A 16,084-nucleotide genomic window follows, 5' to 3' on the forward strand; every position below is an offset into this window, starting at 1 on the left:
CACCTCGCTTGATCGTTAAACTTTAAACTGCGACATCAACTTTTGCTGCTGACGGGAAAGATCTTCCATCAATGCCCCTGCGGCCTCGGATTCCCCCGCCTGAGATAAAATTTGTCCGCTGAGATCGCGGATATTGGCCACGTTTTGATTCACTTCTGCCGAGACTTGTTGCTGCTCTTCAGCCGCTTTAACGATTTGGCTATTCATATCGTTGATCGCGGCAATCGACTCAAACACGCTTTGCAGTTCAACCACGGCATTTTTCACTTGCACTGAGGTTTCACGCGCCAGCTCATTGGCTTGGGTAATGGTCGTAACAACCGCCGTCGTGCCCGTTTGTACTTGCTCAATCACTTGGCGGATCTCGCCCACCGAGTCGTGCGTTCGGCTGGCTAAATTGCGCACCTCATCGGCAACGACAGCGAAGCCCCGCCCTTGGTCTCCCGCCCTAGCCGCTTCAATCGCCGCATTCAAGGCCAGTAGATTCGTTTGCTCTGAGATGCCCTCAATCACGGTCAAAATTTCGGTGATATTGCCATTGTTGCGCGCCAGCTCCTCAACAACCGGCACAGCCTGCATCATCCGCTCTACCAGTTTCCCCATCTCCTGCTCCGAGCGTTCGATCACCTGCTGACCATTACTGGTTGATTCACTGGCCCGATTGGCCGCGTCTACGGCGATTTCGGCATTGTGCACCACCAAGCCTGCGGTTTGCGTCATTTGCTCTGCGGCTGTCGCCACTAAATCGACTTCACGAAATTGCGACTCGCTGCTTGAACGTGTTTCAACCGCCGCCCGCATTGCGCCCTGCGTCTGCTCGGCTAGCTGTTCAGAGGTTTGCACTATGTGACGAATCGTCCGCTGTAGCTTTTCTAAAAAGGCATTAAAACTGCCGGCCAGTTGGCCTATCTCATCACCGCTTTTCACTTCGAGACGCTGAGTGAGATCTCCCTCACCCGAGGCGATATCTTCCAATCTCATCGCCACCGACTTGATCGGTTGCACGAGACGTGAAGCGGCGAATGCAACCGTCAATAAACCTAAGATGACCAGTGATAAACCCACCAGCAGTTCAAACTTGATGCCTTCGGATACTTTCTGGCTGATCATCTCATCCAAAGTAACGGCGTCTGCCAATACCGCCGATCGTGGCATCTCAAAAATCACGCCCCACGTTTGGTTTGCAATCGTCAACGGCGCAAACACAATCAACCACTGGCTGTCTTCGCTCCAATTTGTTTGTGCCTCGCCGCCATAAAGCAGATCTGTGAGCAAATTGGCAGAAACGTATTGGCTGGAAAATGGCTGTCCGACTGGCTTGTCGGCATCATCACTGGCGAGCAAGGTGCCATCCAAACTTACCATGCTCACGCGTCCTGCTCCACCAAACAGACTGGCGTCAGAGTCATTGGCGATTTGTTGCAGAGGATCTAAACGAACATCAATGCCCATAAAACCAATCGATGTTCCATCCAGAAGAATCGGCACCGAAATGGAGGTGGTAAGGAAGTTCCCTTCTTGTGAGCTTTCCATTCTTGGCGAGGTGATACATGGTGCATCAGAATTGAGTGGACACAAAAAGCGCTCACTGTTTTCATCGGCGCTGAGCACCTTCTCTGACAGAACATTGGCCAACACATTCTCACCATTCGCGGCAAGCTTCCAATAAGGAGCAAACTGCCCTTTTTCATTGGAACCGACGTACTCAGCATTGACGTAGTTCGCATCTTCACCATCAAGCATGTTAGGTTTGAAAACCAAATACGCGCCTTGCATGGTTTTAAAATTGATGACTGATTTACGCACCATTTCATCTAACGCGGTACGCAGCGCTTCACTTTCTCCAAAATTTTCTTCGGTGTTGGTCTTATAAAAGAGGGCGTTCGCCGCCAGCATCTCAGCGCGGTATAGAGATTCCGTGAGGTATTCCGACACCTCGGTGGCATTGAGTAGTGCACGGGTTTGAACCAATTGCTCCGATTTTTCACTCACCGATAAACTGCTTTGCGCTTTGAGCACTTGCTGATTGGTAATCGCGTTATAGACCGAAAGGCCGATTAAAGAGAGAGAGGTGAGCAACAAGCAGACACCGGACAGCAGGGTAATTTTCCACTGCACAGAAAGAGTTCGCATACTACATCCTTATTCGCAAACAATGGAGGGAAGGAAATGGTTTATTTCGGTTTCATTAAAGCATAACCGACCTCAATATCAATTACATTTGTTACACAATTGTGTCCCGTAAGGGAGCGACAGAGAAAAGTGGCGTTCAAACCGACACATGACTTGATGTCGAAAGTATCAGTGGTAACATCAGATAAAACAAGCGAATCAGGAACAACAATGAAAGTAGTCAGCTTTAATATCAATGGCTTGCGTGCCCGCCTCCATCAACTGCAAGCCCTTATCGATAAACACCAGCCCGATGTCATCGGTCTGCAAGAGATTAAGGTACACGACGAAGCCTTCCCGGTCGCCGATATTGAGGCCATGGGCTACAAAGTCTATTTTCATGGACAGAAAGCGCACTACGGTGTGGCTCTGCTGTGTAAACAAGAACCGCTGTCGGTGCAAAAAGGCTTTCCAACGGACAATGATGATCACCAAAAGCGTATGATTATCGGCACTTTTTTGCATGAAAATGGCGAAAAAGTCACCATTCTCAACGGTTACTTTCCGCAAGGGGACAACGTTGAACACGAGACTAAATTTCCTTACAAACGCCAGTTTTATCAAGATCTCATGGGCTACTTAAACGCCCACCACAATACCGACGAAAAACTGATCGTTATGGGGGATATCAACATCAGTCCGATTGACGCTGACATCGGCATCGGTGAAGTTAACCGCAAGCGCTGGCTAAAAACAGGCAAGTGCTCTTTCCAACCAGAAGAGCGCGAATGGCTAAAAACCTTGCTCGATTGGGGATTGGAAGACACATTCCGTCGACTTCACCCAGCTGTCAACGACAAGTTCTCTTGGTTCGACTATCGCTCACGCGGATTTGATGATAATCGCGGTCTGCGTATCGACGTGATCTTAGCAACGCCTTCCCTCGCCAGCAGTTGTGTGGAATCGGATGTCGACTATGAGCTGCGCGGTATCGATAAACCGTCAGATCATGCGCCAATTTGGGCGGTGTTTAACTGATTCCAAGTGATGAATAACAACGAGGGAGCCCAACGGCTCCCTCTTGCTTCTCTTTCTATTGAGCACTAGCGTGGCCAAGCTGTCGTGCCATCAACATTGATCATCGGTTGGCAAACTCGTTGGTGCAGTATCACGTATTTGAGGTAACCAAATAGTCTCTGACCAAGGCCCGATGTTTAGGGCCAGTGTAACCAGAATAAATAAACGGCACTTACAAGCGCCGTTTTCAAACTCTTAACTCAATGGCCGTAAATAGGCCAAAAAGCGTTTTTCGGCATTTTTAAAACACCACAAAATACAAAACGTCAGCATCATGTAGAAAAAGCCTGCGGTCAAAAACGACTCAAACGGTGCGTAATAGCGCGAGTTGACCAGACGCGCCGCGCCAGTCAAATCCATGATGGTGACAATCCCCGCCACGGCACTGCCATGCAGCATGAAAATCACTTCGTTGCTGTAAGCCGGTAGTGCGCGTCGCAAAGCACTCGGTAGAATCACTCGACGATAGGTTTTCCATGTGCTCATGCCATACGCCTTTGCCGCTTCGACTTCGCCTTTCGGCAAGCCGTTGATCGCACCGCGAATGATCTCGGCGGTATAAGCCGAGGTGTTGAGCACAAAGGCGACCAGTGCACAGAACCAAGCGTATTCCCACAACGTCCCTTTGACTGGGAAAAACTGATCCATTCCGTAGTAGATCAAGTAAAGCTGCACCAAGAGCGGCGTACCGCGGAAAAAGTAGATATAACCCCAAGTTGGCAAGCGCAACAATGGGTTATGGCTGTTTCTTGCCACCGCAAGTGGGATAGCCAAGCTCAAGCCAATCACCAGCGAGAGAGAAACCAGCCACACGGTGTTCCACAGCCCCTCAAGATAAACGGGAAAACTGTCTACGATTAAAGAGAAATCCATATTCTACCTCGCATGAATGCTGAATTTACGTTCGACAATTTTCAACAATCCGGTTGAAACACTGGTAAAGAACAAGAAAATAATCGCCACCGCCATGTAGAAAGTAAACGGCATCTTTGTTGATCCCGCGGCGAGAGAGCTCATGCGCACCATGTCTTCCAAACCGATAATCGACACCAGAGCGGTGGTTTTTAGCAACACCAGCCAGTTATTGCCAAAACCGGGCAGTGCGTGACGGATCATTTGTGGCAACAAGATGCGGCGAAATGCCAAGGTTGCGCTCATGCCGTAGGCTTTGGCGGCTTCGAGCTCACCTTTATCCACCGCCATGATGGCACCGCGAAATGTCTCGGCCATGTAGGCGCCAAAAATAAATCCAATGGTTAGCACACCCGCAATAAACGGGCTGACATCTAAGTAATCAGGGACGTAGGAGACCCATTCGTGGTTCGGATCGCTGGAGGCAAACCAGCCATTGAGCCATTCGTTGATGGCGTAAAGGGAATTATTGAGAAAGATCTGTCCACCGAAGAAGATCAACATCATCAGAACCAGATCGGGAATACCGCGAATGATGGTGGTGTAGAGTGTCGCGATTGCTCTTGCCCAGCGATACGGGGCCATTTTCGCCAAGGCACCTAGCATGCCAAGTATCATCGCTAAGAGCACGGAGAGTAGTGCCACTTCAATAGTGAGCAGCGCCCCTTTTAGAATTGAGGCTTCATATCCTTGTAAATCCAGCATAGGTGAGTTCCTAATCCCTAGAATCCAGAGTCCTGATTGCCGGGTACATCCAGGAACGAACCGGCAATCAGGGAGCAGTGTTATCGGCTGGTATTAGTTACCATAAACATCGTACTTGAAGTACTTGGCTGCAATTTGCTGATAAACACCTTTCTCACGCAGAGAGACGATAGCGGCGTCTAGTTTCTTAGTGAGATCTTTGTCTTGTTTACGTACAGCGATGCCCATACCTTCACCAAACCATTTTGGATCTGTCAGCGACGGGCCGACAAACTCATAAGCGTCACCGCCCGGTTTGTTCAGCACACCTTCTTCAAGTGCCGACGCGTCACCCAGTACCGCCGCTACACGGCCATTGGCCAGATCCAGATACGCCTCATCGAATGAACCGTAACGGACGATATCCACTTTACTGCCGTAATTATCAGTGAGGTATTTGTCGTGAGTGGTTGCGCGTTGCACGCCAATTTTCACCCCGTCTAGGCTAGCGAAATCTAAACCTGCACCTTTTTTGGCAATAAACTTGTTGGGAATTTGCGCATACTTGCCGGTGAAATCGACTTTCTTTTTACGCTCTTCGGTAATCGACATCGCCGCAATAATCGCGTCATATTTACGAGCAAGCAGCGAAGGAATAATTCCATCCCAATCTTGCGGAACAATTTTGCACTCCACCTGCATCTCTTTACACAGCGCATTTGCCATATCCACGTCAAACCCCTTCAGAGAACCATCGGCTTCTGTCCAGCTAAACGGAGGATAAGCCCCTTCAATACCGAAACGCACGGTTTTCCAATCCTTCGCTTGTGCGATACCCGATACCGCTGTCGCGGCCAAAGTTGCTGCGAGTAACCACTTTTTCATATCCATACTCCTGTGATTGTTTTCTTTATGTTGCGATGTTGTGTTTAGGTTCTAGGTTCTAGGTTCTAGGTTCTAGGTTCTAGGTTCTAGGTTCTAGGTTCTAGGTTCTAGGTTCTAGGTTCTAGGTTCTAGGTTCTAGGTTCTAGGTTCTAGGTTCTAGGTTCTAGCAACCACTATCTTTCTTGCTTCAATTAGCAAGCAAAACCTTTAATAAATTGACGAGATAAACTGTTTTAACCGTTCTGAATCTGGGTTTGTAAACAGTTTAGCTGGGTTCCCCTGTTCTTCCACCAGCCCTTGATGAAGGAACATCACGTGGTTTGACACATCACGAGCAAACGCCATCTCGTGCGTCACGACGAGCATGGTTCGCCCTTCCGCGGCCAAATCTCGCATTACCCCTAATACTTCGCCGACCAGTTCTGGGTCGAGCGCGGAAGTCGGTTCATCAAACAGCATCACTTCTGGTTCCACCGCTAGAGCGCGAGCAATCGCGGCACGCTGCTGTTGACCACCAGACAAATGCCCCGGGTAGTAATCTTTGCGTTCATACAGGCCGACTTTCTTCAGCAGTATTTCTGCATTTTCTATCGCCTGCGCTTTTGGCACACCAAGCACATGCACAGGCGCTTCAATCACATTTTCCAGCACTGTCATGTGTGACCATAAATTGAACCCTTGAAAAACCATGGCTAAACGTGAACGGATACGTTGCACTTGTTTCTCATTGGCTGGGACAGATTCGCCTGCACGGTTGTTTTTCATCTGGATCAATTCGCCGTTAACCCAAATCTCCCCTGCGGTTGGCGTTTCAAGCAAATTAATGCATCTTAGAAAAGTACTCTTACCGGAACCGGAAGAGCCGATGATAGAAATGACATCCCCTTTATGCGCAGAAAGTGAAATACCCTTGAGCACTTCGTTCTGACCAAACGTTTTGTGCAGTTGTTTAATGTCCAGCGCTGGTACATCTTGCATGCGCTTCTACTCCCTGTATTTTTTGTCACTGCCGGGGCATTCCGCCCTCTTATTGAGTTACAAGCTAGCATTCTATCAATTTACCTGCAACAATTTATTAACCTGAAAAATTCGAATAAATAGAAATGAATAATGTATTTTTATTCACCATTTAGCAAATTATTCTTTTTAGCCTGCATAGAGAGTAAAAAAAGCCTCCGAGATGGAGGCTAGTTTGTGTTTGATTTTCGTTAACTAGTGCAACAAATGCACTTAATTTACTTTGTTTGATAAGGCTTGGTAGTTTTGGCTCATCATCAGCTTCTTATATTTAAGTTGCTCACTAGGTAACATGACAACACCGTTGAAATCTTTGAAAGTTGTGTCTGTTCCTAAGTTTTGCAGGTTCATCCCTAAAGCCATCGTAAACTTAGCTTTATCGCGCAGAGACGCATTAGAATCTACAACTTGGATTTCAACTCTATCCGTCGCTTTTGGCACTATTTGCTCACTAGGACTCTTTAAGATCACCTGAGACCGCGATGGTATTGAATAAACTGTTTGGAAAAAGTCTCTATCAGCATCAGTCTTTGAACGAATAGCAGTTCTCTGGACTTGGAAGTCAGAAGGGGAATAACCTACTGAATTGACACAATAACTGTTTCCACATGCTCCGATCGTCGTCGTAGAAAAATCGTGAACGTTAGGATATGAAATATTGACGTCATTACCATCAGCCACTTTTTGTGCCGTATATATCCAACTTCCACTGATATCAGGCGTGGTTCCGTTGAGACGAAAGCTCCAGCTAGACAAGTCCACTTCAGATTTAGCTATAGAATACGTAATACTAGAATCAAAAAGGGGTTGCCATTGGTAAACACCCCCGCTCAAAACAACTTCTACACCGCTGTTGCTAAGATTCAGATCTGTCGCTGTAAAGCCAGTTGAGACTATGTGGTTGTCACTTAGAATGGAAACAGGTGGATTGGTTGGGGGATTGGTCACGTCATATACCGCGTTGACAGGCACAATCGCATATTGCGTTAGATTATTGGCTTCACTGTTTGAGTACTGTGAAAACGCAGTAACCAATTTCTTCTCTACTGATGGAATTCCTGAATGAACAGAAAGACCTACAGGCTGAGTACCACCTTTAGTATTAGACTCTGACGAGCTTGTCATAAAGAAAGCTGGATTTCCGTTTGCTGTAACAGCGATAACTGCGTCATTCTTCGTTGAATCTTTCGGCTCTTGCTCACCTTTGTAACAGCTATTATTTGTTTGAGGCGAACTAATCGCTAACGTCATATTTTGGAGTAGGCTCTTGTGGACACCAAACATATAGCTATCCCGTTGTCCTATCGATCGTCCATCGAGCTCTTCTAACGCAACATAACCTCCGTCAGGAACATCGCTTTCTTTAAACGTAATAATTCCTGATGAGGGAAGGTCTGCCCCTTCAATAGTCTTGTCTATCACAACCGAACCATCTGAGTTGTGAAAAAGAATACGATAGTCCCTATTTGCGACGCGCGACGCAATGACATCTCCACTACCGTCGCTCATATTGGCAAATATTGCACATCCAGTTAAGACTTTTGAACGTTCTTCTTTGTAAACATCAACAACTTGCCAAGTATACGTAGCGACTGGTGTACCACCGCCACCGCCTCCACCGCCTCCACCGCCGCAGCCAACCAATACGCCAGAGATCATCGCTACAAGCGGCAATAGTTTTAGATTCTTCATATTCTCTTCCTGATACGGCAAAGTTTCGCCAATTAAACGTCACTCAACGAACAATAGCAAAATTAGCGCCAACTTCTTGCACTTCAATGTCTGATTTGTGAACAAACAAGCTCACCTTGATGCATATTTGTTTCAAATTTTCTAAAAAACGTAACTTATGAAAGCAAATTACATATAAAAAGCATGGTTTTTTCGCAACTGAGATACTTTCCGTAGTTTTCTTTCACATCAATTCTTTCAGTGATCTAAATCAATCATCCTAAAGGGTTAACTTGTTAGACTCGCGGCAAAGATGAGGCTGCTTTCAAGCCATCATTGATTAAAAACTTAGCTATGCTTAGGCACGTAGTACTCGTGCAACAATTAAGTGAATAATAGCTAGCATAAACGGCCTGCAAAAAAGCCGGCGTGTGGAATTGAGAAAGAATTACTAACTTTTTAAATATATGAGGAATCTATGTCAGACGCAGTGAATAAAGTGCACTCTGATTCAGATATCGAGACAAAGAGCTATCAAGAGCTTCATCGTCCCGCGTCTGAATTTGCCAGCCGCTCAGACTATCTAGACCACGAACTGCAGATCATGAAGCCACGTCGCTTCGGTCTAAACCTTCCTGGTCGTGACTTCCGTTTTGAACTTGAAGACCTTGTTCCAGCACTCGCAGGCACTATCGGCATCATCGCGATGTACTCAGCGGTGATGATGTCTTGGGCTGATGGCCTAACTCAAGCTTGGGATCACATCAACTTAGGTAAAGAATTCGCTATCGAAGTTGCTCGTGTAGAAATGTTGTTCCCTGCCCTGTTCTTCTGTGTGATCGCTTCTGGCTTTGTCAATCCGCGAGCCAACCTAGCCGGTAACCACGGCCCAATGATTCCTCTTATCGGCGCGATTGCTCTTGCCGGTGCGCACCCTCTTGCATTGGCATTGTTACTCGGCGTTTTTGGTCTGCTTCTGAGCTACTTCAAAGGCGGTTCTAAGCTGGTCAATCTCACTTCGGAAGGCACCGCTGGCGGTTTGTTGATCTTCCTCGGTTTCACCGGAACCATGAGCCAAATCACATCAATCCAAGAATGGGCCGTCGGCTTGCAATCCGCAGACATTGCGGCGGGTAGCCTAGGTTACATTGGCTTGGTAGTACTTGGCATTAACATCGTTATCTACGCGCTGCTCGCTAAACTCAACCTACGTTGGTTAGCCATTCCTGTCTGCGCGTTGACTGGCTTGGTGATTGCACTTGCGCTAGGCGCGGGTTTTGATCTGAAGTTTGAAACCCAGATGGGCCTACCTAACCTAAACCCAATTTACTGGTGGGGTAGCACTGAGACTGGCTGGCAACTTGGCTTGCCAAATCTGCAGCACTTTATTGCTTCTCTGCCATTTGCGATTCTAGCGGTAGCGATGTGGTCTCCAGATTTCCTTGGCCACCGTATTTTCCAAGAATTGAACTATCCTAAGAAGACAGAAAAAGTACTGATGGATGTGGACGACACCATGACCATGTGTTCTATCCGCCAGATGGTTGGTACTGCACTGGGCGGCGGCAACATCACTTCGTCTTGGGGGACGTACATGATTCCAGCAGCGATTGCAAAACGTCCAATCCCTGCCGGCGCGATCATCCTGGGTACTTTGGTTATGACTATCGCCGTTCTTGGATTCCCAATGGACGTTGCAGTATGGCCACCTGTGATGCGCTGCGCACTTCTCGTGGGTGTGTTCCTACCGCTGCTTGAAGCAGGTATGCAGATGGTGAGAGACACCAAAGATTCACAAGCTGCGGGTATCTGTATCTTCGGTTCTGCGGTGGTTAACCCTGTGCTGGCTTGGGCGTTGACTATGCTTCTGGACAACAATGGCCTGATTGGTGACAAAAAGCGTGCGTCTAAACTCTCTTTTGTTGACAAAGTCGTGATCCCTGGAGGCGTACTGATTATCTGTCTGGTTGCTATGCTTGCAGTGGGTATGCTAGAAAGCCAGTATGGCATCAAAGCTTGGCTGTAAGATTAAAATAAAGTGTGGGTGGTGCTGGTCACCACCCAAATTTTATTGAGTTTTTTGAGTATTTATTGATTTAGTTTAAGGTTTGCAAAAATTTTTTAGCTTAACCTAAAGCCAAGTCATCAAGATACCCAACAAAAACAGTGACAATATCTATCGTTTTCTAGCGAACTCAAAAACCGATAGATATTGTTATTAATAAGAGTGTACTGGGCCTCTTCTACAAGAGGATGGCTGGCTCAACAGTCACAGCAGTACGTGTTTTTTCTACTAAAAAGGTAGGTATGTCATGGCAGAGCAATTTGCTAAAGCTTGGGAAGGTTTTGCGGCAGGTGAGTGGCAAAACGAAGTAAACGTTCGTGATTTCATTCAGAAGAACTACACTCCGTACGAAGGCGACGAATCTTTCCTAGTTTCTGAAGGTACTGAAGCGACTAAAGCGCTTTGGGACAAGGTAATGGAAGGCATCAGACAGGAAAACTCAACACACGCTCCTGTTGACTTCGACACTTCTCTTATCTCTACCATCACTGCTCACGATGCAGGCTACATCAACAAAGATATTGAAAAGATCGTTGGTCTACAAACTGACGCTCCTCTGAAACGTGCGATCATCCCTAACGGTGGTATCCGCATGGTTGAAGGTTCTTGTAAAGTTTACGGCCGTGAACTCGATCCTCAAATCTCTAAAATCTACACAGAATACCGCAAAACGCACAACGCTGGCGTGTTCGATATCTACACTCCAGATATCCTAGCTTGTCGTAAGTCTGGTGTTCTGACTGGTCTTCCAGATGCTTACGGCCGTGGTCGTATCATCGGTGACTACCGTCGTGTTGCCCTATACGGTATCGACTTCCTAATGAAGGACAAACTGGCTCAGTTTACTTCTCTGCAAGGAAAATTCGAAAATGGCGAAGATCTGCAAATGACCATGCAGCTTCGTGAAGAGATCGCTGAGCAACACCGTGCTCTAGGCCAAATGAAAAAAATGGCAGCGAAATACGGTTACGATATTTCTCGCCCAGCAGAAACCGCGCAAGAAGCGATCCAGTGGACTTACTTTGGCTACCTAGCGGCAGTTAAGTCTCAAAACGGCGCGGCGATGTCTCTAGGTCGTACTTCTACTTTCTTAGACGTGTACATTGAGCGCGACATGAAAGCAGGCAAGATCACTGAAGATGAAGCACAAGAAATGATCGACCACTTCGTTATGAAGCTGCGTATGGTTCGTTTCCTACGTACTCCTGAGTACGATGATCTATTCTCTGGTGACCCAATCTGGGCAACAGAATCTATGGGTGGTATGGGTCTTGACGGTCGTACGCTAGTAACGCGTTCAAACTTCCGTTTCCTCAACTCTCTATACACTATGGGTCCTTCTCCAGAGCCAAACATCACGGTTCTTTGGTCTGAGCAGCTACCTGAAGGCTTCAAGAAGTTCTGTGCGAAGGTATCTATCGATACTTCTTCAATCCAGTACGAAAACGACGACTTAATGCGTCCAGACATGAAGTCTGACGACTACGCCATCGCATGTTGTGTATCTCCAATGGTTGTTGGTAAACAAATGCAGTTCTTTGGTGCTCGTGCTAACCTAGCGAAAACGATGCTTTACGCAATCAACGGTGGTGTTGATGAGAAGCTGAAAATGCAAGTTGGCCCAGTAATGCCTAAGATCACTTCAGAAGTACTAGACTTCGACGAAGTGTGGAGCAGCCTAGACCACTTCATGGATTGGCTAGCTAAGCAGTACGTTGCTGCACTAAACGCAATCCACTTCATGCACGACAAGTACAGCTACGAGTCTGCACTAATGGCACTACACGACCGTGACGTATACCGTACAATGGCATGTGGTATCGCAGGTCTCTCTATCGCAGCTGACTCACTTTCTGCAATCAAGTACGCGAAAGTGAAACCAATCCGTGACGAAGATGGCGTAGCAATCGACTTCGAAATCGAAGGTGATTACCCTAAATTTGGTAACAACGATGCTCGCGTTGATGACATCGCTTGTGAACTTGTTGAAGTGTTCATGAACAAGATCCGTAAGCTTAAGACTTACCGTGATGCTGTTCCTACTCAGTCTATCCTAACTATCACATCAAACGTGGTATACGGTAAGAAGACAGGTAACACGCCAGACGGTCGTCGTGCAGGTGCTCCATTTGCACCAGGTGCAAACCCAATGCACGGTCGTGACGAAAAAGGTGCGGTCGCATCTCTGACTTCAGTCGGTAAACTGCCATTTGCTCACGCGAAAGATGGTATTTCTTATACCTTCTCTATCGTGCCAAATGCACTGGGTAAAGATGAGAACTCACAGCGTGCTAACCTGGCTGGTCTGATGGATGGTTACTTCCATCACGAAGCAGGCATCGAGGGTGGTCAACACCTGAACGTTAACGTTCTAAACCGTGACACTCTGCTTGATGCAGTGAAGCACCCAGAGAAGTACCCTCAGCTAACTATCCGTGTATCTGGATACGCAGTTCGCTTTAACTCTCTGACTGCGGAACAGCAGCAAGACGTTATCGCTCGTACTTTCACTGAATCTCTATAAGATTTCAATGTGACATCCAAGCCGGCGCACTATGCGCCGGCTTTTTGTTTTTGGTTACGAATTCTACCAACAGGCAAGCTAACTCTGGGAGATAGCTGGATATTGCAGTATTATGAGGCGAAAAACTGTTGTGACATTATGAAATTACTTACTTACCTTGCGCTTGGACTACTCTCTCCAACGGCTCTCGCTTCCGTCAACTCCACTTTCTCGTTTAGTCTCGACAACGATGGCATTTTCGGCGTCGATCAAGACTATACCAATGGCCTCTTTCTCTCCTATACCACACCAGCGTTAAGCCGCGAGAGTCAGTATGCTTGGATGAGTATGTCGGAGAAGTATGCTAGTTCAATTGATAAATTTGAGTGGTTAATCGGCCACAAAATGTGGACGCCATCAGACATTGGTGCCACAGAGCCGATCGCCAATGATCGCCCCTACGCTGGTTTTTTTCATACCGAAATCAATTACCTCAGTCTGAATCCGCAGCAATCTGTTCGCTATAACCTAACGCTTGGAACCACAGGCGAGCACGCTTTATCGGAAAAAGCGCAGCGCCTAGTGCATAGCATTACCGGCTCGACTGAACCCAAAGGATGGGAGTATCAAGTCGATAATCAGTTTACTGTCGGGGTTGGTTATAAACGTTTCGATAACTTACTGCGTGAACCACTTCAGGACAGCAAAGAGTGGGAAATCTCTAATCTAGTTGAGGTGAACGCCAGCAACTTTCGCAGTGATCTCTCTGCGGGGATAATGTTCCGTTATGGCTCGGAGCTCAGCCAGTCTATGGGAGCGGCCGACATCAGTGTGGAGCGGCCATTTAACGCCGGCATGATGGGCAACACCTCGTCTGGCTGGTTTCTCTTCTCTGGTATTACTGGTCGATACCGTTTCAATGATCTGAGTATTGAGGGTGAGCGTTCAGGCATTCCGGAGCCAAGTGAAGCGTTCGATGTCACACTACAACCCTGGCAAAGCACTGCGGTTGCGGGGATCGCCATGTACAATCGCACCTTGGGTTTTAGCTTCACATTGGCAGTGAAAACACCAGACTACATGGAGTCGCCTCACACCATCTATGGAAATGGCGCACTTTCTATGTACGCCTTTTTCTAAGCTCAAATTTTAAAATTCTGGCATTCGTTACTAAGTGTGCGGGAGTGGCTGTCAACCAGTTTACTCACTTCCCGCAACTCTTGGTTATTGGTCTCCAGCTCTCGCATCGCATGGGAGATTTGGGTCATGCTATCGGCCATGGATTGACTGGTCGTCGCCAGCTCTTTCATCGAACTAAAGATCACTTCGGTTTGCTGGCTGGCCTCATCGGCTTTGTCGGTGATGTGTTTGAGCGCGTTGATCGCTTCGTGTCCTTTCTGCTGCCCTTTCTCTATGGTTTTGCCTGAGTTGCTGATGTACTGAATAACCTCAGCACTTTCGTTTTTCATCGTCTCAATCGTGCCCGAAATTTCGCTGACGGCATCAACGGTTCTTACCGCAAGGCTTCGTACCTCATCAGCCACCACCGCAAAACCTCTCCCTTGCTCACCAGCGCGAGCAGCTTCAATCGCGGCATTGAGCGCCAACAGATTCGTTTGCTCTGCAATGCCATTGATGATATCCATCACAGAATCTATTTTCGCCGAAGCTTCTTCAAGCTGGGTAATGTGTCCAGAGGCAGAGTGCAGAATGTCTGCCACCTGCTCAAGAGAACCGATCGCTTCTGCAATCACTTTTCCGCCTTCTTCCGCCGCTTGGTTTGAGGCTTTACTGATCTCAGAAACAAATTCGAGCGAGCTGGAAACTTCGCTAGTTGTAACGCTGACTTCCTCGGTAGCAGAGGCGATCAACTGCGTTTGTCCCATGATGTCCGCTTGATGGCGAACAAGATTATCCAAACCAGTTCTCAGTTCGCCCGCGTAATTGGCAAGAGATAAACTGCTCTGCTGTACGCCAGAAACCAGTTCACCCAAATTCTCACAGCTTTTGTTCACCGCCTGAGAGAGCAGGTTAAATTCATCTTGGCTGTTTTGGCTAGTTTCCAAACGTCGAGACAAATCGCCTTGCGCAATCGCTTGGATCATCTGGCTAATTCTATCGAGTGCTTTTGTCAAAGATGCACTTAAGTTAACAAAAATAAGGACGGTCAACAGAGCCAATGCGCCGGACGCAATCAACACCGACCATTTGGTGCTGTCAGAATAGTTAGCGGCTCTCTTTTGATACTCGGATGCCATGCCACTTAACGTTTCAGACGCTTGTTGGATCTGCTGTAAAGAGGCCTGCTGAGTGGACGCAAGTTGCTGCTCAATCGAGCTTAGTTGCTGCAACAGTTCACTGACTCTTGCAAAAGTGGTTTTGAACTCGTTTATCTCTTTCTCATACAAGTCCAACATACCGTAGCTGTTAGAAACATTGACAAACATAGCCATAGAGCGGTTAAACAGCTTTAAGTTTTGTTCATTTGCTTGCAACAAGTAATTCTGCTGAGTCTTAATCATCTCTTGAAAATCCGAGTTGATGGTCACCATCCCCGTTTCCGCGATTTTTGCTTCAATGATTTTAGCTAACTCTTTCATTCGCCCAAGTTTGCCTTCATCGACGGAAAAACCAACTTCAGAGCGTAGTTCCAACCAAGGGGTCAGCGATTGCTCAAACTCTTGAATCGCCGTTTTCATCGAGCCGGCTTGTGAATTCAGTGCAAATTGACTGAGCGTATCGCTCGCACCTTGAACATTTTTATTCAGCGCCTGTACATCCGCGCGGATTTCAGCCACCTGACTTAAGCTCATTTGACGCAGTTTCCCCGACAACAAAAGCAGTTCAACCTGAGTTTTGGCGATTTGTCTGGCCCCCTCGGAAACTAGACTGCTTTTCGCATACTGTTCCGTCATTGAGCCAAGTTGTTTGGACGTGTAAAAAGCAAGAGCAACAAATCCCAAAATAAGTACACTCAAAAACGACAGAATCTTGTGTTTTTGAGAAAGCGCAAGCGTATTCATGGTTTACATCCCTACAGCATAGTTGTTTATTTTTACACCCAAAAGCGGTTACTTTTATAACATAATAACAATTCCGCAAACTGTCATCTTCATGAAGCAAATTTGCTGCCATGCGCACTTCCCGACTAAGACTGT

Annotated in this window: 11 protein-coding genes; 4 read left to right on the forward strand and 7 right to left on the reverse strand. The window is 47.2% G+C overall.

Translation table 11 applies throughout. The annotated features are described in order from the left end of the window. Window positions 1-15: 15 nt before the first annotated feature. Window positions 16-2,133, reverse strand: coding sequence for a methyl-accepting chemotaxis protein (locus tag UF06_RS02145; protein ID WP_045568973.1), 2,118 nt, complete (start codon window positions 2,131-2,133; stop codon window positions 16-18). 210 nt (window positions 2,134-2,343) lie between these two features. Here UF06_RS02145 and xthA point away from each other — a divergent pair, with 210 nt between their 5' ends. Next, window positions 2,344-3,150 (forward strand): exodeoxyribonuclease III, encoded by an 807-nt coding sequence (gene xthA / locus UF06_RS02150; RefSeq protein ID WP_045568974.1) that lies wholly within the window; start codon window positions 2,344-2,346, stop codon window positions 3,148-3,150. 234 nt (window positions 3,151-3,384) lie between these two features. On the opposite strand, the gene UF06_RS02155 is transcribed toward xthA, so the two are convergent. The 5 genes from UF06_RS02155 to UF06_RS02175 form a co-directional block, all read right to left on the reverse strand. Continuing rightward, complete coding sequence (locus tag UF06_RS02155) at window positions 3,385-4,062, reverse strand: ABC transporter permease (protein ID WP_045568975.1); 678 nt, start codon at window positions 4,060-4,062, stop codon at window positions 3,385-3,387. 3 nt (window positions 4,063-4,065) lie between these two features. Next, a complete protein-coding gene (locus UF06_RS02160) occupies window positions 4,066-4,806 on the reverse strand; it encodes an ABC transporter permease (RefSeq protein ID WP_039464556.1) in 741 nt (246 codons plus the stop codon). 93 nt (window positions 4,807-4,899) lie between these two features. Continuing rightward, on the reverse strand, window positions 4,900-5,670 hold the full coding sequence (locus UF06_RS02165) for an ABC transporter substrate-binding protein (RefSeq protein ID WP_319023908.1): 771 nt from the start codon (window positions 5,668-5,670) through the stop codon (window positions 4,900-4,902). A 207-nt stretch (window positions 5,671-5,877) separates the two neighbouring features. After that, complete coding sequence (locus tag UF06_RS02170) at window positions 5,878-6,648, reverse strand: ABC transporter ATP-binding protein (RefSeq protein ID WP_045568977.1); 771 nt, start codon at window positions 6,646-6,648, stop codon at window positions 5,878-5,880. A 252-nt stretch (window positions 6,649-6,900) separates the two neighbouring features. Beyond that, window positions 6,901-8,379 (reverse strand): hypothetical protein, encoded by a 1,479-nt coding sequence (locus tag UF06_RS02175; protein WP_045568978.1) that lies wholly within the window; start codon window positions 8,377-8,379, stop codon window positions 6,901-6,903. Between the two features lie 457 nt (window positions 8,380-8,836). Here UF06_RS02175 and UF06_RS02180 point away from each other — a divergent pair, with 457 nt between their 5' ends. From UF06_RS02180 to UF06_RS02190, 3 genes are all read left to right on the forward strand, one after another. Further along, complete coding sequence (locus tag UF06_RS02180; protein WP_045568979.1) at window positions 8,837-10,384, forward strand: DUF3360 family protein; 1,548 nt, start codon at window positions 8,837-8,839, stop codon at window positions 10,382-10,384. Window positions 10,385-10,670: 286 nt separating this feature from the next. Then, on the forward strand, window positions 10,671-12,947 hold the full coding sequence (gene pflB / locus UF06_RS02185; protein WP_045568980.1) for a formate C-acetyltransferase: 2,277 nt from the start codon (window positions 10,671-10,673) through the stop codon (window positions 12,945-12,947). Between the two features lie 138 nt (window positions 12,948-13,085). Next, window positions 13,086-14,066, forward strand: coding sequence for a lipid A deacylase LpxR family protein (locus UF06_RS02190; RefSeq protein ID WP_045568981.1), 981 nt, complete (start codon window positions 13,086-13,088; stop codon window positions 14,064-14,066). A 2-nt stretch (window positions 14,067-14,068) separates the two neighbouring features. Here UF06_RS02190 and UF06_RS02195 read toward each other — a convergent pair whose 3' ends face one another. Further along, window positions 14,069-15,949, reverse strand: a complete 1,881-nt coding sequence (locus UF06_RS02195) for a methyl-accepting chemotaxis protein (protein WP_045568982.1) — start codon at window positions 15,947-15,949, stop codon at window positions 14,069-14,071. Between the last annotated feature and the right edge of the window lie 135 nt (window positions 15,950-16,084).

The organism is Vibrio sp. S234-5, assembly GCF_000960595.1.
Lineage (GTDB): Bacteria > Pseudomonadota > Gammaproteobacteria > Enterobacterales > Vibrionaceae > Vibrio.